The organism is Oceanobacillus arenosus (genome assembly GCF_003369575.1).
GTDB classification, from domain to species: domain Bacteria; phylum Bacillota; class Bacilli; order Bacillales; family Amphibacillaceae; genus Oceanobacillus; species Oceanobacillus arenosus.
This window is the reverse complement of sequence record NZ_PIOC01000021.1, coordinates 59,952-83,968: the sequence shown is the minus strand read 5'-3', so window position 1 is coordinate 83,968 and position 24,017 is coordinate 59,952. Positions and strand designations below refer to the sequence as shown.

Annotated in this window: 24 protein-coding genes and 11 tRNA genes; 4 read left to right on the top strand and 31 right to left on the bottom strand. The window is 37.7% G+C overall.

All coding sequences use genetic code 11. From position 1 onward, the window contains the following. Positions 1-245: 245 nt before the first annotated feature. The 12 genes from CWR48_RS14880 to CWR48_RS14825 form a co-directional block, all read right to left on the bottom strand. A tRNA-Ile gene (locus CWR48_RS14880) sits at positions 246-319 on the bottom strand. A gap of 15 nt (positions 320-334) precedes the next feature. Then, positions 335-408, bottom strand: a tRNA-Gly gene (locus CWR48_RS14875). Between the two features lie 28 nt (positions 409-436). Beyond that, positions 437-513: transfer RNA gene (locus tag CWR48_RS14870), tRNA-Pro, on the bottom strand. Positions 514-520: 7 nt separating this feature from the next. Continuing rightward, positions 521-597: transfer RNA gene (locus CWR48_RS14865), tRNA-Arg, on the bottom strand. 62 nt (positions 598-659) lie between these two features. Further along, positions 660-743 (bottom strand) — tRNA-Leu (locus CWR48_RS14860). Positions 744-787: 44 nt separating this feature from the next. Then, positions 788-860, bottom strand: a tRNA-Lys gene (locus CWR48_RS14855). A 172-nt stretch (positions 861-1,032) separates the two neighbouring features. Further along, positions 1,033-1,107, bottom strand: a tRNA-Gln gene (locus CWR48_RS14850). A 4-nt stretch (positions 1,108-1,111) separates the two neighbouring features. After that, positions 1,112-1,188: transfer RNA gene (locus tag CWR48_RS14845), tRNA-Asp, on the bottom strand. Positions 1,189-1,210: 22 nt separating this feature from the next. Beyond that, positions 1,211-1,282: transfer RNA gene (locus tag CWR48_RS14840), tRNA-Glu, on the bottom strand. Between the two features lie 17 nt (positions 1,283-1,299). Further along, positions 1,300-1,390 (bottom strand) — tRNA-Ser (locus CWR48_RS14835). A gap of 3 nt (positions 1,391-1,393) precedes the next feature. Then, a tRNA-Asn gene (locus CWR48_RS14830) sits at positions 1,394-1,468 on the bottom strand. A gap of 346 nt (positions 1,469-1,814) precedes the next feature. Next, a complete protein-coding gene (locus tag CWR48_RS14825; RefSeq protein ID WP_115774110.1) occupies positions 1,815-2,270 on the bottom strand; it encodes a SprT family protein in 456 nt (151 codons plus the stop codon). A 529-nt stretch (positions 2,271-2,799) separates the two neighbouring features. On the opposite strand from CWR48_RS14825, the gene CWR48_RS14820 reads away from it, so the two are divergent. Then, a complete protein-coding gene (locus tag CWR48_RS14820; RefSeq protein ID WP_115774109.1) occupies positions 2,800-4,281 on the top strand; it encodes a catalase in 1,482 nt (493 codons plus the stop codon). A 52-nt stretch (positions 4,282-4,333) separates the two neighbouring features. On the opposite strand, the gene CWR48_RS14815 is transcribed toward CWR48_RS14820, so the two are convergent. The 13 genes from CWR48_RS14815 to acpS all read right to left on the bottom strand — a co-directional run bounded on the left by CWR48_RS14815 (position 4,334) and on the right by acpS (position 14,819). Next, entirely contained in the window at positions 4,334-6,505 is a 2,172-nt protein-coding gene (locus CWR48_RS14815; RefSeq protein WP_115774108.1) for a Tex family protein, read from the bottom strand. 406 nt (positions 6,506-6,911) lie between these two features. Further along, a complete protein-coding gene (locus CWR48_RS14810) occupies positions 6,912-7,508 on the bottom strand; it encodes a SpoIIE family protein phosphatase (protein ID WP_115774107.1) in 597 nt (198 codons plus the stop codon). Next, complete coding sequence (gene sigB, locus CWR48_RS14805; RefSeq protein WP_115774106.1) at positions 7,505-8,296, bottom strand: RNA polymerase sigma factor SigB; 792 nt, start codon at positions 8,294-8,296, stop codon at positions 7,505-7,507. The genes CWR48_RS14810 and sigB overlap by 4 nt, the downstream gene beginning before the upstream one ends. Then, entirely contained in the window at positions 8,268-8,744 is a 477-nt protein-coding gene (gene rsbW / locus CWR48_RS14800) for an anti-sigma B factor RsbW (RefSeq protein WP_115774105.1), read from the bottom strand. Before rsbW ends, sigB begins: the two co-directional genes overlap by 29 nt. Beyond that, positions 8,731-9,075: an anti-sigma factor antagonist gene (locus CWR48_RS14795; protein WP_115774104.1), complete on the bottom strand. Its 345-nt coding sequence runs from the start codon at positions 9,073-9,075 to the stop codon at positions 8,731-8,733. The genes rsbW and CWR48_RS14795 overlap by 14 nt, the downstream gene beginning before the upstream one ends. Before the next feature lie 101 nt (positions 9,076-9,176). Beyond that, the gene (locus CWR48_RS14790; RefSeq protein WP_115774103.1) at positions 9,177-10,190 is read right to left on the bottom strand and encodes a PP2C family protein-serine/threonine phosphatase; all 1,014 of its coding nucleotides are present in this window, start codon (positions 10,188-10,190) and stop codon (positions 9,177-9,179) included. 99 nt (positions 10,191-10,289) lie between these two features. Then, a complete protein-coding gene (locus tag CWR48_RS14785) occupies positions 10,290-10,691 on the bottom strand; it encodes an anti-sigma regulatory factor (protein ID WP_115774102.1) in 402 nt (133 codons plus the stop codon). 2 nt (positions 10,692-10,693) lie between these two features. Continuing rightward, a complete protein-coding gene (locus CWR48_RS14780) occupies positions 10,694-11,050 on the bottom strand; it encodes an STAS domain-containing protein (RefSeq protein WP_115774101.1) in 357 nt (118 codons plus the stop codon). Between the two features lie 5 nt (positions 11,051-11,055). Continuing rightward, positions 11,056-11,925 carry an RsbT co-antagonist protein RsbRA gene (locus CWR48_RS14775; RefSeq protein WP_115774100.1) on the bottom strand — a complete coding sequence of 290 codons (870 nt, stop codon included), beginning with the start codon at positions 11,923-11,925 and terminating at the stop codon, positions 11,056-11,058. Between the two features lie 193 nt (positions 11,926-12,118). Next, the gene (locus CWR48_RS14770; RefSeq protein WP_114915332.1) at positions 12,119-12,481 is read right to left on the bottom strand and encodes a type II toxin-antitoxin system PemK/MazF family toxin; all 363 of its coding nucleotides are present in this window, start codon (positions 12,479-12,481) and stop codon (positions 12,119-12,121) included. 4 nt (positions 12,482-12,485) lie between these two features. Continuing rightward, positions 12,486-12,770, bottom strand: coding sequence for a CopG family ribbon-helix-helix protein (locus tag CWR48_RS14765; protein WP_115774099.1), 285 nt, complete (start codon positions 12,768-12,770; stop codon positions 12,486-12,488). Positions 12,771-13,165: 395 nt separating this feature from the next. Continuing rightward, entirely contained in the window at positions 13,166-14,188 is a 1,023-nt protein-coding gene (locus CWR48_RS14760; protein WP_115774098.1) for a LolA family protein, read from the bottom strand. Positions 14,189-14,453: 265 nt separating this feature from the next. Further along, positions 14,454-14,819 (bottom strand): holo-ACP synthase, encoded by a 366-nt coding sequence (acpS, locus tag CWR48_RS14755; protein WP_115774097.1) that lies wholly within the window; start codon positions 14,817-14,819, stop codon positions 14,454-14,456. A 175-nt stretch (positions 14,820-14,994) separates the two neighbouring features. On the opposite strand from acpS, the gene CWR48_RS14750 reads away from it, so the two are divergent. Further along, positions 14,995-15,759, top strand: coding sequence for a rhomboid family intramembrane serine protease (locus CWR48_RS14750; protein ID WP_115774096.1), 765 nt, complete (start codon positions 14,995-14,997; stop codon positions 15,757-15,759). A 451-nt stretch (positions 15,760-16,210) separates the two neighbouring features. Here the strand turns inward: CWR48_RS14750 and CWR48_RS14745 are convergent, their stop codons facing one another. The 3 genes from CWR48_RS14745 to cshA form a co-directional block, all read right to left on the bottom strand. Next, positions 16,211-17,635 (bottom strand): PH domain-containing protein, encoded by a 1,425-nt coding sequence (locus CWR48_RS14745; RefSeq protein ID WP_245976823.1) that lies wholly within the window; start codon positions 17,633-17,635, stop codon positions 16,211-16,213. Continuing rightward, positions 17,625-18,104, bottom strand: a complete 480-nt coding sequence (locus CWR48_RS14740) for a PH domain-containing protein (RefSeq protein WP_115774094.1) — start codon at positions 18,102-18,104, stop codon at positions 17,625-17,627. The genes CWR48_RS14745 and CWR48_RS14740 overlap by 11 nt, the downstream gene beginning before the upstream one ends. 280 nt (positions 18,105-18,384) lie before the next feature. Continuing rightward, positions 18,385-19,857 (bottom strand): degradosome RNA helicase CshA, encoded by a 1,473-nt coding sequence (cshA, locus tag CWR48_RS14735; protein ID WP_115774093.1) that lies wholly within the window; start codon positions 19,855-19,857, stop codon positions 18,385-18,387. A 345-nt stretch (positions 19,858-20,202) separates the two neighbouring features. Between cshA and CWR48_RS14730 the strand changes: the two genes are divergently transcribed. Both CWR48_RS14730 and CWR48_RS14725 read left to right on the top strand, forming a co-directional pair. Beyond that, the gene (locus CWR48_RS14730) at positions 20,203-21,114 is read left to right on the top strand and encodes a DMT family transporter (protein ID WP_115774092.1); all 912 of its coding nucleotides are present in this window, start codon (positions 20,203-20,205) and stop codon (positions 21,112-21,114) included. Between the two features lie 108 nt (positions 21,115-21,222). After that, positions 21,223-22,080 (top strand): DegV family protein, encoded by an 858-nt coding sequence (locus CWR48_RS14725; RefSeq protein WP_115774091.1) that lies wholly within the window; start codon positions 21,223-21,225, stop codon positions 22,078-22,080. A 94-nt stretch (positions 22,081-22,174) separates the two neighbouring features. Here CWR48_RS14725 and CWR48_RS14720 read toward each other — a convergent pair whose 3' ends face one another. The 3 genes from CWR48_RS14720 to CWR48_RS14710 form a co-directional block, all read right to left on the bottom strand. After that, positions 22,175-22,873, bottom strand: a complete 699-nt coding sequence (locus CWR48_RS14720) for an alpha/beta hydrolase (RefSeq protein WP_115774090.1) — start codon at positions 22,871-22,873, stop codon at positions 22,175-22,177. Between the two features lie 184 nt (positions 22,874-23,057). Then, on the bottom strand, positions 23,058-23,441 hold the full coding sequence (locus CWR48_RS14715; protein WP_115774089.1) for a YppG family protein: 384 nt from the start codon (positions 23,439-23,441) through the stop codon (positions 23,058-23,060). Between the two features lie 79 nt (positions 23,442-23,520). Then, positions 23,521-23,820 carry a glutaredoxin family protein gene (locus CWR48_RS14710; RefSeq protein WP_245976822.1) on the bottom strand — a complete coding sequence of 100 codons (300 nt, stop codon included), beginning with the start codon at positions 23,818-23,820 and terminating at the stop codon, positions 23,521-23,523. Positions 23,821-24,017: the final 197 nt, after the last annotated feature.

Genomic DNA, 24,017 nt, shown 5'->3' with positions numbered 1-24,017 from the left:
AGAAGTGTTACCTTCTTGTTTTGTTGAAAAGAAAACACGTTTCTTTTCGTTGACATACTGGTTGTTTTGTTCAGTTTTCAAAGAGCAAATGTTCTATTGCTTCAGAAGCAACTTTACTACTATATCATAAATCACTTTTTGTTGTCAACAACTTTTTTCTTTTATTATTTCTTGTTGTTTTTTCGACAACTTTCAAACTATATCATGTTGTTTTCTATAAGTCAACACTTTTTTTAAAAGTGCGATGGGCCTGAGTGGACTCGAACCACCGACCTCACGCTTATCAGGCGTGCGCTCTAACCAGCTGAGCTACAGGCCCAAATAATAAATTATTTGGAGCGGGTGAAGGGAATCGAACCCTCATCATCAGCTTGGAAGGCTGAGGTTTTACCACTAAACTACACCCGCATAATATAAAGTTGTTCAAACGTTTCACTGGTCGGGAAGACAGGATTCGAACCTGCGACCCCTTGGTCCCAAACCAAGTGCTCTACCAAGCTGAGCTACTTCCCGTAAATAATGGTGCGCCCGACAGGGATCGAACCTACAACCTTCTGATTCGTAGTCAGATACTCTATCCAATTGAGCTACGGGCGCATGGAAATAGTGAAGGAACACAGTCTAACATATATTAAATTCAATAGCAAATCTTCTTTAAGTGCGGCCGAGAGGACTTGAACCTCCACGGGTTATTCACCCACTAGGCCCTCAACCTAGCGCGTCTGCCGTTCCGCCACGACCGCATAGTTTATTCATTAAAGGAATACTTTTTAAAAAATGATATTGATGAGCCATGAAGGATTCGAACCTTCGACCCTTTGATTAAAAGTCAAATGCTCTACCGACTGAGCTAATGGCTCATGATTAAAAGACATTTCATTTAGTAAAACTATGGGCTTTAGCTTAAACCTGCCCTTATATTTTCGATAAAGACATTTAAACGATAGATTTTCTCATAAAAAAATACTATTTTAAAATAGTATAAGTAATCTCAAGCATACATGTAATTATATACTGGAATTAACTTTAAAATGGCTGGGCTACTAGGATTCGAACCTAGGATACACGGGATCAAAACCCGATGCCTTACCGCTTGGCTATAGCCCAACAATGGCGGTCCGGACGGGACTCGAACCCGCGACCTCCTGCGTGACAGGCAGGCATTCTAACCAACTGAACTACCGGACCACAACATATAAAGATAAATAGATGACCCGTACGGGATTCGAACCCGTGATACCGCCGTGAAAGGGCGGTGTCTTAACCGCTTGACCAACGGGCCATTCACTAAATAAAATATGGCGGAGAAGGAGGGATTTGAACCCTCGCGCCGCTTACGCGACCTACACCCTTAGCAGGGGCGCCTCTTCAGCCTCTTGAGTACTTCCCCATATGGCTCCACAGGTAGGATTCGAACCTACGACCGATCGGTTAACAGCCGATTGCTCTACCACTGAGCTACTGTGGAATAGTGAAATATGTTAGTAATACTTAAATTACCTTTAAGCTGTAAGTTAAAATCTAATTAACAGCAACGAGAAATATCTTAACATGTTTCCCAATGTGTTGTCAACATCTTTTTAAAAGTTTCTTGTTACCTTTTTCTTGCTCATTTCTGAATCGCATATTACTACATATGTACTTACATGCCTCTTCATCGTGATTAAGTTTCCCCATCAGATTTGATAGCTTATTTAATTTACCACGGATGACAATTTTCGTCAATGTATTTTTAATAAAAAATTCACAAATCTGCTTAACACCTTAGTTAAAGGCTATTATGGCTAACAACTTACCTTCTATATCCACATTTTTTACGCAAGCTCTATCAAATTTCCATTGCATTTGCCACAGCGATATTTGTTTAAATCTACTCGGCGTACTCGTTTATATTCTTGATTGCATTGTTTACATTTATATAGGTATCGATATGTTCTTTTTTGCGAAGGCAGCGGCTTGCAATGCCTCGGTGAACCTGTCTTCCTTAATAGCACTTTGAATTCTGGATCAATATGCTTGTACCCTTTTCCTTCTATATGAAGGTGATAATGACATAACTCATGTTTAATGATGCCAATAAACTCATTATTATCCATCTCCGTAACATACTTTGGGTTTAATTGAATTAATTTCTTTGCAGGAATGTATCTGCCACCAGTCGTCCTTAAGCGATGATTAAATTCCACATCATGTTCAAATGGCTTATCAAAGAATTCTACAGAAAGCTTATCAACCAAATTATATAACGTCTGTCTGTTTATTGGATCCATTTCATATCTTCCTAACTAGATAATAATGAAAATAAGGACTGTTTCCATTCCCCTACATTTTAACATATTTCTCCCTATATTCTACATTAATCCCTATACATGAAACAAGGCTATTATAGGTATCAATAAATTACTTCTACTTAGAATCCTACGAAATCTTTAATTTTCTTTACAAGGGTATAAATATTGATTTTAAATTTGTATATCTTATAATTACATTATGAGCTTATAACGTTGCAATACTAACACTTCAAAGTCTCTTCTTTCACTATACTTCAATCCTTTTTACCTAGTATACTCTTACAGATCAGCGCCATCAATTACTCAAGTTTTATCATTTAATATTTTAGTTAAGAACACTTTCCTATTCAATTGCTAAGAATCACCTCACTTTAATATCATTATCTTATACAAGAAACCCAATCAGAGCAAACTTTACACCCATTCTATGAGTCTATAATCATAGTATTATTATAATTACTATGTTATTATAATAATTGTAGTTTATAATTTAGGAGGGAATAAATTAATGAGCGAAAATAACAAGAAAATGACGACCGCTTTTGGTGCTCCAGTGCCTAATGATGATGATTCAAAGACTGCAGGTCCTAGAGGTCCATTATTGATGGAGGACTTTTGGTTCTTGGAGAAACTAGCACATTTTGATAGAGAAGTAATTCCAGAACGTCGTATGCATGCGAAAGGTTCTGGTGCATATGGTACTTTAACCATCACAAACGACATTACAAAATATACGAAAGCTAAAGTTTTCTCTGAAGTTGGTAAGAAAACCGACATGTTTGCTCGTTTTTCAACTGTTGCTGGTGAACGTGGTGCTGCTGAGGCAGAACGCGATATTCGTGGTGCAGCATTGAAATTCTATACAGAGGAAGGTAACTGGGATTTAGTTGGAAATAATACTCCAGTATTCTTCATGCGCGATCCTAAACGTTTCCCTGATTTAAACCATGTTGTTAAACGTGATCCAAAAACAAACATGCATAATCCTCAATCTAACTGGGATTTCTGGTCAAGTCTTCCTGAAGCATTACATCAAGTAACAATCGTAATGAGTGATCGCGGAATTCCAAACGGATTTAGACATATGAACTTATTCGGAAGCCATGCATATAGCATGATTAACGCAGACAATGAACGTGTTTGGGTTAAATTCCATTTTTACACAGAACAAGGTATCGAAAACTTAACAGACCAAGAGGCAGAAGTTTTAGTTGGTCAAGATCGTGAGAGTAGCCAACGAGACCTATTTGAAAATATCGAAAAAGGCAACTTCCCTAAATGGAAAATGTACATCCAAGTAATGACTGATGAGCAAGCAAAGAATATGCCTTATAACCCATTCGATTTAACAAAAGTATGGTATAAAGGTGACTTCCCTCTAATCGAAGTTGGGGAATTAGAACTTAACCGTAATCCAGAAAACTATTTTGAAGAAGTGGAACAAGCTGCGTTCGCTCCTACTAATATTGTTCCTGGTATTGGTTTCTCACCTGATAAAATGTTACAAGGACGTCTATTCTCATATGGTGATGCACAACGTTACCGTCTAGGTGTAAACCATTGGCAAATCCCTGTTAACTATCCGAAGAATGTGAAGAACTTCCATCCATACCACCGAGATGGTGCAATGCGCATTCATCCAGCTGGCGGTAAAGTTTCTTATAGCCCTAACAGCTACGGCGAATGGGAAGATAGTAAAGAACATCAAGAGCCAACACTCGACCTTGGTGGCGATGCTAACTATTGGAACTTCCGTGAAGATGATGATCTTTACTATGAGCAACCAGGTAAATTGTTCAGACTACAAAGCCCGGAAGCACAACAAAGATTATTCGAAAACACTGCACGTAATATGCAAGGAACAACAAAAGAAATTCAACTTCGCCATATCAATAACTGCTATAAAGCAGATCCAGCTTACGGTGAAGGTGTTGCAAAAGCACTTGGCATTTCACTTAGTGAAGTAGAAGCAGCAAGCGACAAAGAATAATTTTTAGCAAAAGGCGCTTCCCTAGTTTTAACACTTGGGAAGCGCCTTTTTGTTATTTCTCATTCTGTATCATAGATAATGCAATTCTGCCTTTATCTGCATCAATATTCTCGACCCACACTGTTACAACATCGCCAACAGACGCAACATCCATTGGGTGCTTTACAAACTTGTTCGCCATCTTCGAGATATGAACAAGGCCATCTTGTTTCACACCAATATCGACGAACACTCCAAAATCAACAACATTTCTTACTGTACCTTGCATTTCCATACCAGGCTTTAAGTCTTCCAATGACAATACATTTTGCTTTAACAATGGCTGTGGAAAATCATCCCGCGGGTCTCTTTCTGGGCGGCTTAACGCATCAAGTATATCGATTAATGTTGGCACCCCGATTTCTAACTTCGCAGCAAGCTCTTGCTTATCATAAGTAATGGTTTTTTCACGAAGCTTAGCTGAGCCTATATCTGAAAGCTTACAATCCATCATTTTCAAAAGACTTTCCGTAGTTTGATAGCTCTCTGGATGGATTGGTGTTCGGTCAAGTGGATGTTCGCCATCAACAATTCGTAAGAAACCAATCCCTTGCTCATAAGTCTTTGCACCAAGTCGTGGAATTTTCTTCAATTGTTTACGATTTATAAATTTCCCTTCCTCATTCCGCTTTTTCACAATATTATTCGCTACGGTCTTACTTAAACCTGCTACATATTGCAGAAGTGAGGAAGAAGCAGTATTTACATTAACACCTACTTGGTTTACCGCAGTCTCAACGACAAAGGTTAAGGATTCATTTAATGCCCTCTGACTTACATCATGCTGGTATTGACCAACACCAATTGATTTTGGATCAATTTTAACCAGCTCTGCCAATGGATCCTGCACCCGACGAGCGATGGAAGCAGCACTTCTTTGTTCAACCTGTAAATCTGGGAACTCCTCTCTTGCTAACTCTGATGCTGAATAAACACTTGCACCAGCTTCATTCACGATGATGTAAGGAATATTCAACGAATGATTTGCGATCACATCAGAAATGAAATGCTCTGTTTCCCGTGATGCAGTCCCATTCCCAATTGCAATCAGTTCAACACCATATTTCTCCACTAATTCCTTGACGATTTTCTCTGATCCAGCAATATCATTTTTCGGTGCGGTTGGATACATGACACCAACATGGAGAACCTTTCCAGTTTCATCGATAACAGCTAACTTACATCCTGTCCGAAATGCTGGATCAACCCCCAGAATTGTTTTTCCTTTTAATGGAGGCTGAAGTAGCAAGTTCTTAAGATTTACCGAGAAGACATCAATTGCCTGTTCTTCCCCTTTTTCTGTTAAGCTATTGCGAATCTCCCTTTCAATCGAGGGCTGAATTAGACGTTTATAGCTATCCTCGATCGCATCATATAATAGCTCCACGATTTTGCCAGTTGACGCTTTTTTCACTACTTTTTTCTGCAAGTAATCATTTATACGATCGATTGGCGGTTCAATGGTAACCTTTAATACTTCTTCCTTCTCCCCACGATTGAGTGCTAATATTCGATGTGAAACGAGTGAACGAACTGCCTCATGGTATTCGTAGTACATTTCATACACATGCTTCTCGTCCTTTTCCTCATTCTTCACCTCTGAACGAATTACCCCACGCTTAAAAGTTTCCTCACGAATATAATCGCGGTATTCCGCATTATCGGAAATCCACTCCGCGATAATATCGTTTACACCAGCTAGGACATCTTCTATTGTATGTAATTCATACTCTTCACTGAAGTACTTTTCAGCTTCCAGTTCTAGATTCATTATTTCTTGTTGCCAGATAAGTTCAGCCAATGGTTCCAAACCTTTTTCTTTGGCAATCGTCGCTTTCGTTCTTCGCTTTTGTTTATATGGTCGATAAAGATCTTCAACTCGTTGTAATTGTGTCGCACCAATAATCTCACGCTGAAGTTCTTCCGTTAATTTTCCTTGTTCATCAATTATCCGTAATACTTCTTGTTTTCTATCATTAAGATTAACAGCATAATGCCATTTGTCTTGAACCGATTTTATTTGAACCTCGTCTAATCCACCCGTCATTTCCTTCCGATATCGGGCAATAAAAGGAACCGTATTTCCTTCGTCTAATAATCCGATTACTGTTTTGACGGTACTGGCTTTTACTTCGGTTTCTTTTGCAACCCAGCCAATCAAATCCTGATTTAATTCTGCTACCACTGTTTTTCCTCCTTTAATTACTCCTTTATTTTATCAAAAAAATGTTTTGTTTCATAATTTCTCATAGGGGCCCTTAGTATGATTGGATGTTTATATAAACTGCAGACTAGTTTAGTGCTTTAGGCTCTCAGGCTGATCGCTACAGAAATACACTACGCTTTCCGCGGGGAGCTTGAGTCTTCGTGTATTTCTTTCGCTGGGATTGTTCAAAAGCATCTAAAAAGAGTAACTTACCACTCACTATCGAAGTTGATTGAAGTGTTGGAATGTAACCTTTTGTGTGGACAGCAACCACTGGCCTGATTTTACATCAACTTTTACTATCGCTCAGGATATAAGAAAAGGACGGCACAGAATGAAGTGCCGCCCTTTTCTCACAAGCCTGTTCCAGCCCGAATGAACTACCTCATGCATCATATCGCATCACGATCAATGTCGTATCATCATCTCTAGCTTCAAAGCTTTTCAGTGCGAATGTGTCCGTGATTCGATGGACATCATCATAGGTAAAGTAATCCTGTGAGAGCTCTTTATCTGATACTCCATCAGAAAACATAATGAAACACATTCCGGGTTCAAGATTTCCTCTTTCAACTTTAAAGGTTCGTTTAATTCCCGCTAAATAACCTGTATTCGGGATATTACGTTTCTTCTTTTTATTGTTCATAATAGAGATTACCCCGATATTTCCAATCGAAGAGAAGGTATACATCCGTTCTTTGAAATTGATCTTCAAAATACCAAGCACGGCACCACGTTTTCCTTGCAACCTTTTATTACAAAGCTTTACTAACTGCTCAACAGAAATATTGATATTTTCTTTAATAATATCAATCACTATCTGTGAGGATTCCTTAGCAAATTCACCATTACCTAAACCATCTGCAACTGCACAAATGAACTCCGTGTCTGATTCTGCATAGAAATAACTGTCGCCACAGCAATAATTTCCTTTTTTAGCCTTTTGGAATACAGAAACATCTACCTTCTGATGTATATTCAATCAAAAACCTCCGTGCTCTCGGACTGAATTGCTTCCCTAAGCTTGCGTAGTGAACGCCGCTGCAAACGTGAGACATGCATTTGCGAGATGCCAAGTATTTCGCCCGTTTCTTTCTGACTCAAATTTTCAAAATAGGTATATTTTAAAATTTGTTGTTCGCGCTCAGATAGGATAGGAAGAATCTTTTCAAGAATAATTTTTTGATCTACATTATCGTAGCCCTGCTCCTCATTTCCAACCACATCCAAGATGGCAACCGTACCACCATCGGAATCTCCTTCAACTTTACGATCGACTGAAAGGGCTTTATAGCTTTTGCTCATTTCCATTGTTTCTAAGATATCTTCTTCTGATGCTTCAAGATGGTCTGCTATTTCCTTGATTGTAGGAGATTTTTGATTCTCTGTTGTTAATTCATCTACAGCCCTTTTTATCTTCGGTCCTAATTCTTTAATGCGTCTTGGTACATGAACACTCCAGGTTTTATCACGAATGAATCGTTTTATTTCCCCAATAATGGTTGGAACAGCAAAGGATTCAAAGGATTTACCAAATGATGCATCATATCTTCTAACTGCTGCTAGTAATCCAATCATACCTACCTGTACTAGATCCTCATGAATCATACCATTTCTTGAATATTTCCTAGCAATTGATTCTACAAGATTTTTATATGTAAGTACAATCTTCTCTTGTACTGCTTCATCTGTTGGCTCTCTTTGTAGAAATTCAATCCATTGGTAAACCTCATCTCTTCCTTTATTGTGGGGTTGAGATTTGGTTGTCATCCACATCCACCTCAGCTTCGTATAAATACTTCGTCATTAGCACTATGACACCATAATTATTATTAATACGCACTTCATCCATTAATACATTAATTAAAAACAGACCAAAGCCACCTTCTCTTAAATCTTCAACTGCTTCATTACCTGCATATGGTCCAATTTCCTCTTTAACTTCTTTTATATTAAAACTGCCACCATGATCAGCAACCATGATTTCAAGTTTATTCTCATATACACCAAAGCCAATAGTGACTTCGCCTTGGTCATCTTCCTGATACGCGTGTGTCACTGCATTTGTAATTGCTTCAGAAATGGATACTTTAAGATCTTCGATATCCTCATAAGAAAATCCCATTCGATTGGCAATTCCAGACAAACTTAAGCGGATAACACCAATATATTCCGCCTTTGCCGGAATCTTCATCTCAATAAAATCAAAGTTTTCCATTAACACTTTCACCTCGAATCGTTGTATCTATGTCGATAATTTTATCCAATCCTGTTATTCTAAACAACCGTAATATACGTTCTTGTAAATTGACTAATTTCATACTGCTTTTATTTTCCTTCGTAGACTTCAGTGCACTAACAAAGATACCTAAACCAGTGCTGTCCATATACTCCACATTTTCGAAGTTGATTTCAACAACATTTCCAGCTTGTTTAGTCAATGGTAAGAGATTCTCTTTTAATTCAGGCGCAGTATACGCATCGATTTCACCAGATAAATTTACAATAAATTTATCAATATCCTCATGAATATTCACGTTTAAGTTCATTATTCTCCCCCTCTGACTATTCTATACTGCTGTCAAATGCACATCATCTGCAGCCACTTTTTACATTCTCATAACATCCATTTACCCAATTGTTACGAAGCTTAAACCTCTTTTCGTAAAATAAGTAACGTAAAGTCATCTCGTAATTGAAAGTTTTGTAATCGCTCAAAATGCTTGTATACATTCGTTACTAGTTCCTGTGCTGGTAAATGGATATACTCAGTAATCACATTTAGTACTTCCTCTGTTTCAATAAATCGTTCTCCATCCCTACACTCGGTCACACCATCTGTTAGAAAAATCACCATATCCTGGTCATGGATTTCTAACTCATATTGTTTGTAATCGGTATCCGGTAATACTCCTAATATTAATCCTTCTGTCTCTATTTCTTCAAAAGTGCCCTTCGCAGCATTATAATAGAAGCCGGGCTCATGTCCAGCCGAGGCGTACATAAGTTTACTTTCTGAAGGAAGGTATTGCGAATAAATCATCGTAATAAACATACTAGGATCTACATTTCTCTCAACCACCCGATTGAGATTCTTTAAAATCATCTTCGGGCTCATCTTATCCTCTGGGTAACTATCAATTGCATATTTGATCATCGACATACATAATGCAGCAGGTATTCCCTTGCCAATTACATCGGCCATCGCGATGCCAATAGAACCATCATTTCCTTTTACAAAATGATGATAGTCACCATTCAATTGATTCGCGGGAATACTAATAACTCCAATATCTAAGCCACTAACATCTGGAATGGTTGTTCCTAGAAGTGTATCCTGCATGCTAGCTGCTACCGATATTTCTGACTTAAGCGCAAACTGCTCTTCTCGTAATATTTGCACCTCCTGTAGTGCAAGTCCATAAGAAATCATTGCTTCTAGAAGAAAGTCCATGGAATGCTTCACATCGAGGTTTATATCTGGGTATAATTCGCCCAATGCTTGAATGTGTAAACTTATAATTTCCTCTGGGAGTATATTATTTTTAATGAAAGATTTACTAACTAGTTCTACACCATACAGAGATTGTTCATCCTGGGTTACTATATATTTTTTCAGTAGTGTTTTATAATGTGCGATATCTAAGTCAACAATTTTATCCATAAAAAACCTCCTAGTATATTGGCGGTGATGTTGCTTAATCGTATGGAATATATCGTAGAATATAGCTATTCTCTAGTATTATTTATTTTGAAGGAGATATTAACGAACCCATTTGACTGTTTTGATCTGTGTTCCCTGTCCAATTTCAGACTGTATATCGAATTCATCCATTAATCTTTTAACACCTGGAAGTCCCGCTCCAAGACCACCGGAAGTGGTATAGCCATCTTGCATTACTTGACTAATATCTGTTATACCTGGCCCTGTATCAAATGCACCCATTCTTAGCCCTTTACGCTCAATTGTTTCAAATACTTCAAAACAAATCTGACCTTCTTCCGCATATAGATAAATATTCCGAGCAAGTTCTGATACCGCTGTTGCTATCCTAGCCTGGTCAACCGTACTAAACCCCAGTTTTTTTGCCATTTCTCTACCGAGCTGCCTAGCACTGACGATATCCCATTCTTTTCTAATTTTAACACAGGAATGTGGGGACATATTTATACCCCCAACTCTTGGTACAGTTTAATAAGACCTTGCTCTAAATCCAATGCTGTAGCTACCTTTTGCATATGAATACCAAGATCGATTAATGTTATCGCTACTGCTGGCTGAATACCTGTTAGAACTACTTTCGCCCCCATGAGATCTGACATTGTAATTACATCACCCAAAACCTTTGCAATAAAGGAATCAATAATTTCTACAGACGTCAAGTCAATTACTACTCCTGTTGCGCCGGTTTTGTGTATCTTATCTAATAAATCCTCTTGGAATTGAATTGCAGTTTTATCATCAATTTCTGTTTGAATTGAAATCAATAAATAATTATATAGCTTTAATATAGGGATTGACACTGTTCTCACTCTCCTTGTAGAGATTTAATCATTTCTTCAATACCATCTTCTTTCGGCTTTAGGTCTACAATTTTTCGATTGGTAATCTCTAAAGCGCTCGTAAACCCTTTCTTCAATGAGCTCTTCGTCGGTAAGTTCGTTAAATCGATACCAAGATTTACAATTGTCTGTGCAATTTCAGGTCGGATACCGACAAGAATACAAGTAGCGCCAATCAAGCGTACCGCCTCAGCTGCTTGAATAATATGGTGCGCAACCATCGTATCAACTACAGGAACTCCAGTAATATCGATCAATACCACTTCCGAATTATGCTTGATTGCTCCTTCAAGCAAGTTCTCCATAATTAACTTCGCACGTTCCGTATCAATCGTACCAATTAAAGGCATAATTGTTATTCCATCTGTTACTGGGATAAGTGGCGCCGACAACTCCTGCAAGGCGATGCGTTGAATCGACAAAATATGCTCCCAGCTGCCAGTATATTCATTGATAAGTTGATGAATAATCGGCTCTACCCATCTATCGACACTTGTCAGTAATTCTGAAAAGAAACTCGTATCCACTTGATCTGAGTTACTAAGTATAAAATCAATCGTAACACGTCTAAACATTTGTAGGCCATCTGTGATATAACTTAATGGCCAACCTAATGTAATAATCTTCTCCGAGAACGCAACGACTTCAATTAGTGACCCTTGCTGTTTAATACTTGTAAAAATTACATTCACGAATTCACGATTGGTGTTTTCGAATAATTCATCCGAAGTAGAAGAACTAAATTTATCGACTTTCAATGAATCTATTTTTTCTAACCACATTTGTACGATTGTATCACTATTTTCAATGGCAATTTGTATCAGCTTAGAATTCATCATTTACCTCCATTAGAATAAGAATAATTATTATAAATATTGTTACATGTTCCTGCCTTCTATGCAATCTTTAGACATAACCTTCATCTGAAAGAGCTTATGAGATATTATATCATACTAAAAATTTCGTAAAGTGAAGTAGCTTTTATCTTTAAACAAATAAAATACCCCTCTCATATGGAGAAGGGTAGTACTAATGACCATTATAAATATCTTTAAGTCCAAGGCTTATCTCTACTGCTTGATTGATTTTCTTCATCATCTCATTATCTAACTTCGTAATCTTATCTGTTAACCGTTGCTTATCTAACGTCCGAATTTGTTCTAACAAGATGACTGAATTACGTTCAAACCCATATCGTTTCGCGTCGATCTCGACATGTGTCGGTAATTTAGCCTTTTGGATTTGCGCAGTAATAGCTGCAACAATGACAGTTGGACTGAAGCGATTGCCAATATCATTTTGTAGGATCAACACCGGACGAACGCCCCCCTGTTCTGACCCAACAACAGGAGAAAGGTCTGCAAAATATACCTCGCCTCTTTGAACAATCAAGATGTTACACCCCGATCACAGAGCGCTCTAGGGTGTAATCAGCCTCCTCTTCAGCCTGAAAAGCTTCTGAAGCAATCGTCAGATTAATGCGACCCATTTCTTCGTATCCTCGCTGCATTGTTTCGTGAAATTGTTGAATATGCTCATCTTTTTTATGTTGTAGATAGCTTTTTGTAGCCTGACATATGAAATCACTTAAATTGCTATTTTCATATTGCATTAATCCATCCACCTCATTTAGTAGGTTTTTCGGTAATTTTACTAGCACTTCCTGCAAGCTCTCTGACAAAACCACGCACCTCCGCCAACTGTTGAACAAACATTATAAAATTCTCTTTAATAATATCATTGAATCAAAAGGTTTGCAAAGGGTTCTGGCGATTTATTTGTAAAAACCTTTGTTTTTGTCGTTTATTATTTATTAAATGTGGTATAGATACTATTTATCGTCAGTAAAATCGGTGCAACTAGGCGTTTTTATTATCTCTTATTCCTCCTGTAAATATATGCTTCATATTTCATTTAATGACTGAAATGAATACTCAAACAATCTTTCCACCTTCTACGGTAGGAAACCCCCGCTTAGGCCATCTAAGGGGGGCAATGAAGGATATGCAATCATTTCGTTGATGAAATGAACACTCCTATGGCACGGTAGGGATGCCTCAGAAATGTGCTTCCACTTTATTTCGTAAGCTGTCCTTGTACTGATTCTGCTACTTGGATCATCTCATCTTTCGTTAATTCATCACTTGCCAAAATATAATCCACCCCATCATGGGTCCACTCTAATGTTTTATCTGTGAGTGCAGCGAGTGTATATCCTAGATTGACGATTTCACCTTGTACCTCTTTAGGTTCGGATAACGTTGGAAATACTTCCGCGTGTTCCTCAATTAATGTAAAGCTTCGTTCTCCAGCAAAGGTTAATAAGACACGACTGCCATTTTCTAGTTTTACATTCTTCTGTTCTGCCAGCTCTGCACCTGCAGTATATTCAGGGAGCATAACAGACAGCACTTGAGGTGTTTCCGATTCTTGTCCAGCTGTAGTCGTACTAGCAGCGCCAGCAGCAAGATTCTTCTCTACGGAGAAATCATCCTCTGCAAATTGCGAATCTAATTCGAAGCTAGCAAAATTAACTTCTACTAGTACATTATTATCTTTATCCAGTACTTTTACCGTCATTGGTGTCAGCGTCTTTTTATCAAAATGGATTTCTTGCATTGGTAAATTACTATTCGTTTGATAATTTGTTTTCGTTCTAAAAATGTAGCTTGTAGCATTTGCTTCAAACGCTGCCTCACTGTCCTTCAGCACATCATTGATAAGGGATTGATATAAGTAAGGCTGACTGCTGTTTTGTGGCCATTCCGATTGAAATTTGAAGCTCTTATTTAATGCTGGGGTCAACACGAATACGCCGTCTGCATTCTTTAATATGATTTGACTTCCTTTATCATCTACATTGCTTGATAGGGCTACACGATAAAAATCTTTTTTCTTATGCCAAATATCAATATTAAACTTCTGCTCCTCTTGCCCCGTATTCATCGTCATTTCCGCTTGTGCCTTATAAGAGCCTAGTTTTTCAAGATTCTCACCCAATTTCTTAACGACGTCCTCCTGTGACTTTTCCCCACATGCTGCTAGCACGAGAATCAATAATCCAAAGATAAGCAGCTTCCAATTAAATACCCTTCTCATTAACATATCTCCCCCGTCTCTATTCGTTGCATGTTTTAACTACCAAAGAAAACTATTTACTTCCGCTTGAAAGCAAGACATGATACGATTTGGCAAATATCTTTACAACTTGGATTGTAAAAATGTTGCTTCGTAACGATCTTTTGCGGCATTCCAATAGTCACTTTGCTCCATCCTACCCGCATTAAAATATATGAGACAACCCTGGAAAATATGTTAAATAACGAAGGCATATCCGACAGTAAACCTATAATACTTAGAACCTTTACGAATCCCCTGCTTCAATCACGACTTGTGCCACGGCATAATCACGGCTGTGCGTGATGGAAATGAAGCTACGATATTCCTCATATCCATGAGCGCTTATTACCGGGGCACCATGACTATCTGGTAGAACTTCAATATGGTGGAAGCTAAGCTTACCAATTCCCGTACCAACAGCCTTTGCAAATGCCTCCTTAGCAGCAAATCTGCCAGCAAGAAACTCAACTTTCCGATGGTGATTTTGCAGTTGATTAAATAAATGCCTTTCATTTTCTGTTAAAATCCGATCTACAAATCGAGTGTTTGCTTCCATTCCTTTTTTTATTCGATATAACTCGATAATGTCGATGCCAATTCCTTTGATCATCTTTACTTTTCCCTCGCATTCCTTATTCATGAGCTTACAGTAGTCATTTGAATTAATTTTCCGTATTATAATAATAGTACCCAACTTTGTTCTGATACAACATTATTTCTTACAAGGTTGTTCAAACACGCAATTACAATCACGATTCATTTAGTTGTTGGAGGGAGTCCATTACATGTTTATTCGTAATGAAAGAAGTATAAAGGAGTTCATGCAGTCCTATCCAGTAGTATCCACTATAGTCATTATTAATCTTGCATTATGGCTATTGATTAACTTTCTACAGCTACCAATTGGCTTATTGTTTCGCGACTGGGCAATTGGCTACAATCTCTATATCGCCGCGGGACAGTACTGGCGTCTCATCACCCCGGTATTCCTACATGGGGACATCATGCATGTATTATTCAACTCGTTCTCACTCGTCTTATTTGGACCTGCTTTAGAGCAGATGTTAGGTAAATTTAAATTTATTATCGCCTATCTCAGTGTTGGTATTATCGGCAATATTGCAACCTACTTATTTGAACCGCTCCAATATGTTCATCTTGGTGCATCAGGATCCATTTATGGGTTATTTGGAATCTATGTCTTCATGATGTTATTTAGGAAAGAACTGATTGATAGTGGTAGCTCACAAATGATTAAAACAATCGTCATCATTGGCTTAATCATGACATTCCTTCGTCCAAATACTAATATTTTTGCCCATCTTGGCGGATTTGTTGGTGGGCTACTCATTGCTCTACTTATCCTTAAAAATGTTCATGCATATAATCCATGGCAACGCAGACGTTATGATATGGATGATGATTCAATCCAATTTAATCCGAACCGATGGAATAAAAAGCGCATTCTGCCAGCAAAGCTAAAGCAGAACCTTCCATGGATTATTATCGGAATTCTAGCCTTATTTGGTTTGCTAAGTAGATTTTTCTAAATCCATATTGATGAATTGAGTGGACTTAGGCAACGCACGCATTTGCATAAGTCCCCTTCTAGTTGTATTTTTTCCTAAGGATTATATATTAACTAGTGTTGCACGATAACTACAAGTATAGATAAACTGTGAACTAGTTAAGGATGTATTTGCTTCCTTGGCCGGTCGCTCCAGAATTACACTACGCTTTCCGCGGCGAGCTGGTGAGCCTTCTTATGCTTGCCCACTTCGAAGTCTCACCTAGGCTCTTCTTCCCGCAGGAGTCTCCGTGTATTTCTTCCGCTGGGGATAATGCAGAATCTAAAAACACAAGAATCTCTTATCTAATAACGACATTGATTTTAGCGAAGGAATGGAGCCTCTTGTGAATAGCAACGACTGTCCAGATCTGAAATCACAATTGCCACTAGTTCATACTTTATATCAATAACTACAAGGGATTTGTAGGATCTTATACATCACGGTAAGAATACCAATCCGATAATTGATCAATCATTTCCACATCAAGCTCTTTTAGAAAATAATGCGATCCTGTACCCATCATGCCAAGAATGGATATGTGCATGTTCCCAAGATCTTGTTTTCGATGGATGATATGCTGTGTTTTTTCGAATGACTGGATACGATTGTGATACATAATCATCGTTCTTTTACTAAATAAGCGGTACCTTAGCAATAACAACTCCCCTTTAACTTGATAACCCGCATCCTTGTAACGAAGATAACCTAAATAAATGAATGCGAGCAGCAATAATACCGGCAACAAGCTGAATTGTGGCAAAAAGTAAAATACGACAATACTAGCCAAAAGGAAGAAGATACTCGACCGTAGCAGATAATATTTCAAGGCTCGCTTCGGTAAGCCTGTCCATTCCTCTTCTTGAATTGCATAATTTGGTAAAAGTTCAGCTAGAAAGGATGCAACTTCCGTCTTCTTCATAATTGGAAATAACACCGTTGCTGCATCATCCCCTTTTCCTATCGTTCCACCTGCAACTTCAGCGAAAAGGGTCACATAGCCCAATGGTTGTCTGAGGATACTCTCCTCGATTCCAATTGCCTGAATTCTTTTTAACGGAATTGTAAGTTGCTTCTTCTCCAATAATCCCCGAGTAATAAATATCTCCTCATGGTGCTTTGTTATTGTGAAATTCCCATATTTAATCATTGTCCCTGCAATGCCAAATAGCCAAACGATAATTAATACTAAAATTGCTAGACCAACAATAAAAAAGATACTCAGGCCAATAACCCATGCCACAGTCGTTTCGAAAAATCGTTCCGGAATTAATTGCTCAATCTCAGTTATCCCCCCACCGAGGATTGCAATGATTATCCCGAGGCTCCCAGAAGTAGAACCGGCAACAAACAAGCGTTTGAAGGAAATAGTATAGGAAGCAAACTCCGGCTTAATCACTTCCTGTTCGAGGTCTACATTTTTGCCCCTTTTTAACTCATTTTGCAGTCGCTCTCCTTCTGCAAATTTCACAGCCTGAAGGGATACCTCCGCGCCGTTACCACTTCCTGCTGTTTCAATTTGTACTTTTGTCAGCTTAAATATTCTGTGTAGTACGCCTTGGGTTAAATCAATCGATTGGATGCGATTTTTGGAAATAAACCGTTTCTTTCGAATAAAAATACCATATTCTATTCGTAATTCCTCATTCTTAATCCGATAGGTATAACGATACCAAGAAAGAATACTAGAAACGAGTCCTAAAATTAGAATTGCTGCGATTACAAGAATGTAATATAGTAGACCATCCTCTCGAAACGTGACAAAACCAAAAATAATTAGGAAAATCATTTGCCTGATCCCTTTGATAAAGTTAAATAGAATAGCTACTGGATGTAAACGCTGTTCCTTAGACATCATCTTCATCCACCCTTGCCAGCGCGGAAATGCGATCGCGCAGTTCAGACGCATTCTCTTCTAGAAGCGCTGGAATCTCATGGGTTGTAGCTGCTGTTGAGATGGTGACGCTTGCCAATTGATATTTTTTCAAAATTGGACCTTGCTTCGTATCAACATGTTGGACACGGATCATCGGTACCAATGTTCGCGACGTAATGAGGATTCCGTGCTGTATGTATATTTCTTGTTCAAAAATCTCGTAACGCCATCTTCTAAATCGAACCTTTGGTAAGACAAATACAGATAAATACGTGCTAATAATGCCAATGATTACTGCAATTAGTACATACCAATAAGGCAGTTCAAAGTAATACGTAACGATGGCAAATAAAATAATTGCAATCCAGAAAATCACTTCATAAATTAATGCGGTTATCCTCCAAGCTTTCATCGCATCTGCAGCAATTGTATTCTTTGGCGGCTTTCTCATCTTATCCCATCCTTTCTCTCTTATCCTATCCTATTTACGAATAAAAGAAGGCAAAAGTTTCACACGTAACCGATATCTCTCACGCTCAGTACTAATCTCATGCACTCATTTGGTTCTCGTTCGCTTAAATCATATAGAGGAAATGTTAATGGCATATAACAGCGAAAAAGCAATGGATATCAGCCTATTCTCGGAAAATATCAGCATGTTTAGTAAATATATCAGCGTTTTTTAATTCAATAAAAAAAGCCCTCTATTAGAGAGAGCTTTTCTACCTTCATTATTGATCGCGATTTCTGCGTTTTTGGAAGTTTCCTTTGCGGTTTCTTCCTCCACTTTGGTTGCGGCCGCCTTGACTTCTAGAACCTTGGTTACGACCACCAAATCGGTTATTATTTGAACGACGTTTATCAGAGCCATTCGCTTTCTTCACACTAATTGGTGCAACTGAAGAAATTCTAACTGGTGTATCTCTGCGTTCTTTTGTTAGTAATTTTAATGCAGCTGCAATGACAGTAATTGAATCATTATCTTGTAATAATTCGTTTGCCGCTTCATGATATGCATTTAAATCTTGTTTATCAATTGCTTTTTGTAGTTTATCAATCGCTACTTGTTGTTGACCTCTTTGTGCATCTTGATTCGTTGGAGGCATTAATCGTTTCATCTTGCTATTTGTAACTTTCTCGATTAAATGCAAATGTGCGATTTCTCTTGATGTAATAAATGAAATTGCTTCTCCTGTACGACCAGCTCTACCTGTACGTCCGATTCGGTGTACATAGCTTTCAGGATCCTGTGGAATATCGAAATTATATACATGGGTTACACCTGAAATATCTAATCCACGAGCAGCAACATCTGTCGCAACTAATACATCTAAGCGTCCGCTTTTGAATTTGTTTAGAACGGACATACGTTTACCTTGCGTTAAATCACCATGGATTCCTTCCGCACGGTAACCTCTTGCTTGTAATCCTTCTGTAATCTCATCTACACGCTTTTTGGTTCTAGCGAAGACGATTGCGAGTTCCGGCGAGTTAATATCTAAATGGTTATTTAGTGTATCAAATTTATATTTTTCCGGAATTTCAATAAAGAATTGTTCAATATTCTCTACCGTCATTTCCTTAGATTTTACTTTTACTTCTTTCGGATCCTTCATTAGCTTAGAAGCAATATCGCGGATTTCTTTTGGCATTGTGGCTGAGAATAGCAATGTTTGACGCGTTTCAGGAATCCCTTTAAGAATATCGCGGATGTCATCAATGAAGCCCATGTTTAGCATTTCATCTGCCTCATCTAATACTGCAACCTGGACATTTTCAATGTGAATTGTTTTTCTACGCATATGGTCAAGCAGTCTTCCCGGTGTTGCTACAACGATTTGTGGACCATCTTTTAGTGCACGGATTTGGCGATCCATAGGTGATCCGCCATAAATTGCTAATGCACGTACACCCTTGAATTTTGAAAGGCGGTTAATTTCTTCTGCAACTTGAATGGCAAGCTCTCTTGTTGGAGCTACAACTAAACCTTGAATCTTTCTTAATTTTGAATCGAATTTCTCGATCATCGGAATACCGAATGCCGCTGTTTTACCTGTACCTGTTTGTGCTTGTCCGATTACATCGTTACCAGCAAGCGCGAATGGGATTGTTTCTGCTTGGATTGGTGTTGCTTCCTCAAATCCCATTTTTTCTAATGCTTTCATGACTGGTGCCGAAACACCTATTTCTTTAAATGTTGTCAATGAATTGTCTACTCCTTTTTTTGTGAAAAATTTATTCGCAAAAGAGGCCCTAAATTTTCTCATACTTTATTCTTTATATAGTTTTCCCCAGTTTATAATTGGGTAAACTTAACTTGTTTAAGAATATAATATATAACTCGTATCATATATTTACGTTTAATTGTAAAGTACAAAAAAGGCTTCACCATTTTTGGTAAGAGGCCTCAAAACTAATGCTAGATTAAGTATAGCATAATTGAAGTAATGATAGCTACTTCTTGTCGGATTAATGTTATTTTTTTCTGCATTATGTTAAAATAATACATGTTTGAATTACTTCTATCGTGAAAGGGAAGTTAATAATCGATGCGTATTCCTCCATTTAACCCATATATAGCTGTTATTATTGGTGTTATCTCGATTTCAACAACAGCAATATTCGTCAAGTTAGTAAGCGGTGCCCCCGCTGCAATTAGTGCAAATTATGTACTCTTGATTACCATTTTAATGATGGCTCCATCTTTCTTAACAAAGTACAGACAGGAATTTAAAACGATTACAGCGAAAAATTGGCTTTTCTCGATTGGCGCTGGAATTGTGCTGGCAATGCATTTAATTCTTTTGATGGAATCGTTACAATTTACATCTGTTTCAAGTTCTGTATTAATACTAACGCTACACCCTATCTTTACATTACTGCTATCCTATTTCTTTCGCCAAGAGAAATTATCATCTGGCGCAATCATTAGCGCTATTATTATACTTTTCGGGAGTTGCATTCTATTCCGAGGAGATTTTCTTTTAGGCGAATTGGTGATCTTTGGAGATATTCTCGCAATTCTAGCAGCAATTACATTGGCCGCTTTTCAACTATTGGGACAGCCAATCAGAAGACGCGTATCCAACATCAGCTATATGTTTATTGTCTTTTCAGTTGGTGCCATCGTGTTATTTTTCTATAATATCGTGCAACAGCATTCTTTCGTCAATTTTCCATCTCACTATTGGTGGATATTTATTGCATTGGCGATTATTCCGACTTTCCTAGGGCGTTTCTTATTTCATTGGGCAGCAAAGTGGATAAACAGTTCCACCATTTCCTTTGCTTCCATTTTTCAGCCTATTGGCGCAACGTTACTAGCTTCGCTTATATTGAAGGAATTCGTTTCTTGGTACCAGGTTTTAGGTGGGGCGATTATACTATTTGGTTTAGTCTTACTAATTGTCAGTACAACAAGGAAGCCAAAGGTAACCATATCACGAAAGGAAAGAAAATAGTCTCAGGTTCGATAATTCATATATTCGACATAGAAAAGCGAGATAATCATACTGTCCTGCCCTTTTAGCTGATATACTAGTAACATTAATAATAAAGTAGGTGTTTCCATGAGTATTCAATTAATGACGGATAGTGGTGCCGATATTCCAAAACAATTAAGAGATGCAATTGATATAAAAGTGATTCCATTATATTTAAATTTCAGTGATGGTGAATATAAAAGCGGTGTCACATTAGACTTAGAAGGTTTTTACCAAAAAGTAAAAGAGCTAAAGGAAGTGCCGCGTTCTGCTGCTCCTAGTCCAAGTGACTTCTATGCAGAATATAAAAAAATTGACCCAAATGTACCAATCCTAATGCTAAGTATTTCCAAAGGATTAAGCAGCACATATGACAATGCGGTTGCAGGAAAAAACTTGATACTTGAGGAGGAACCGAATCGCAAAATCGAAGTAATCAACACGAAAACAGCATCAAGCGGGATTACACTATTACTACAAGAAGCGAAGGATAAAATAGATGCGGGCTACACATTTGAGCAACTCATAAACCATATGAAAGAATGTGCCGAGCATATTACAACCTTGTTTGTTTTGAAAACCCTCGATAATCTTGTACTTGGTGGTCGCTTAGATAAAGTAAAGGGGAAAATTGCCAAAACCTTGAATATCAAACTGTTGATGCGCGGTAGTGCTGAAGGTACAATTGAGGTTACAGAGAAAGTTCGCGGCGATAAAAAATCCATTCGGCGATTTATCGAACAGATTGGCGAATATACGAAAAACGTCGAAGATAAAGTAATCGCAATGACCCATTGCAATGATGAGCATCGGGCAAAAAAAGTGCTTGCAGACATTCGTAGTAAATATGCATTTAAAGATGCCCTCTTAACAGAAACGGGACCATTAATCTCCACTTATGGTGGGGAAGGCGCATTAGTAATCGCCTTTTTTAAAGATAGATAAAGTGAAACTTCAATCAGTGATAGTTAGTTGAACAGAATCGGACATTTACGGGATAAACGTTCAAAAAGTCTGCTTCCATTTATGGAGCAGACTTTTAATTTGTCCTTGTTAAAAAGTCATAAACCATTGTATTCAATGTATCTTTATCATCTCCTAGACAAATGAGATGCCGTGAACGGTCAAAGAAAACGACCTCTTTCTTCTCCGAGTGAATTTCCTTTTCCAAGTAATAAGCTGTTTTATATGGTACAATCCCATCTTGATGTCCTTGTGCAATCAGTACTGGTGAATGAACTTCTTTTAAATAACGCCGAGTAAATTTCACAAGCCTCATAAATTCAATATTCGCCCGGATCGGAATTGCTCGTGCGCCTAGCTTCCTTTTATAATGGAGGTATAATTTATTTTCACCTAATGTGCCTCTAATCCCGTCACCAATGACATCACCAAGATCTAAAGCAATTTGTTTAAAGTTTAAATATTTACCTGAGGCGGCTAATAAGACAAGCTTATCGATGTTATATTTCGCGGCTAAATAGGCGGCAATCATTCCTCCCATTGAAAAGCCAATTAAGTATATTTCATCAAAATCCCGTTTCATTTTTTTGAGTTGGTTTTCTGCCGTAGTGATCCAATCTTTATAGGATGCATTTTCCAGATGAAGCTCCATCCCATGTCCCGGCAATGTTGGTACTTCAATATGCCAATCCGTATTTTCCTTCAAATATTTTGCCAATGGGTCTACTTCGTATGGTCCACCAGTAAATCCATGAATAACTAAACATCCAATCATTGCTCATTACTCCTTTTCATTTAATATGTGTCAGGCCATCTACTATTATCCTATAATTTTTTACCATTTGATGGTTATTTGCTCACTCTTTCACTATTCTTTGCAAATCCTCAATATATTTATGTTGGTTAAAGAAAAATATAGCTGATGAGTATTATTACTAACACCATCAGCCCCAAAATAATTACGTTCTAAAGTTTTTTATGATTGATCCAAATTGTTGGATTATCGGCGATACTTGATGATAGGTGCTTGCTAGCTGACCAACAGTTGATAACATTTTGTCGAAGTCTACTTGCCCTTTCTCGTCTTGAAAATAGGACTTAATATTACTCGATTGGCCACCATTAGGTGATTGCGAGAAATTTGGGTTTGTTGATGCTTGATTAGCCCAATTTAGCGGTTGCTGTGGCTTTTGGAAATAGTCATAAGGTGTCTGTTGCTGTTGCATTATTGGACTGTTGATTGGGTAGTTTTGCTGAAATGGTTGTTGCGGGTACATATGATTGTAAAAGTTATTTGGTGGGTAGACAGGCTCGCCTTGATAATAGGAGGGATTATAATTCATCGATACACACCTCTTTATTTAATCATTTCTATAATAAAGTATGCATTCTTTCGCATGTATGTGTATTATTTACTAATCACTAATCCCCATAATTTCTGTAGTTAATCTGCTTGCTTTTATACAATGCCGTATCACTTTGTTTACCTAATGCAGCCTTTAGCTTTTCCTTTTGAAATCCTAAAATCGGATGTTTCTTATCTTCAATGAAAGTCGCAGGTGTGCCAAATATCCCTCTATTCTGCAGCTCTTGCAAATATTGCCCATTCATTGTCACATTCTTCGTTTTATATCCTATCTCCAATGTGTCCATTAAATGTAATACTTTTTTGCAATGTGGATTATTCTCACTAATATAGATAATCACATTTTTATTACTCAAAGTAATCCCTCTTCCTAGTTCATAATACATGGATTGCTATTTTATCAATACAGTGATTAATACCCGGATTTTACGTAGATTAAACAACTTTTTAACAAAATTGTAATATTGGACAGATGCTAAAGAATTGTAAACATTTTTTATCCCACGACTGTAGTAGAAGTTTGTATAATGGAAGTATAGAAACTTTAGAAATT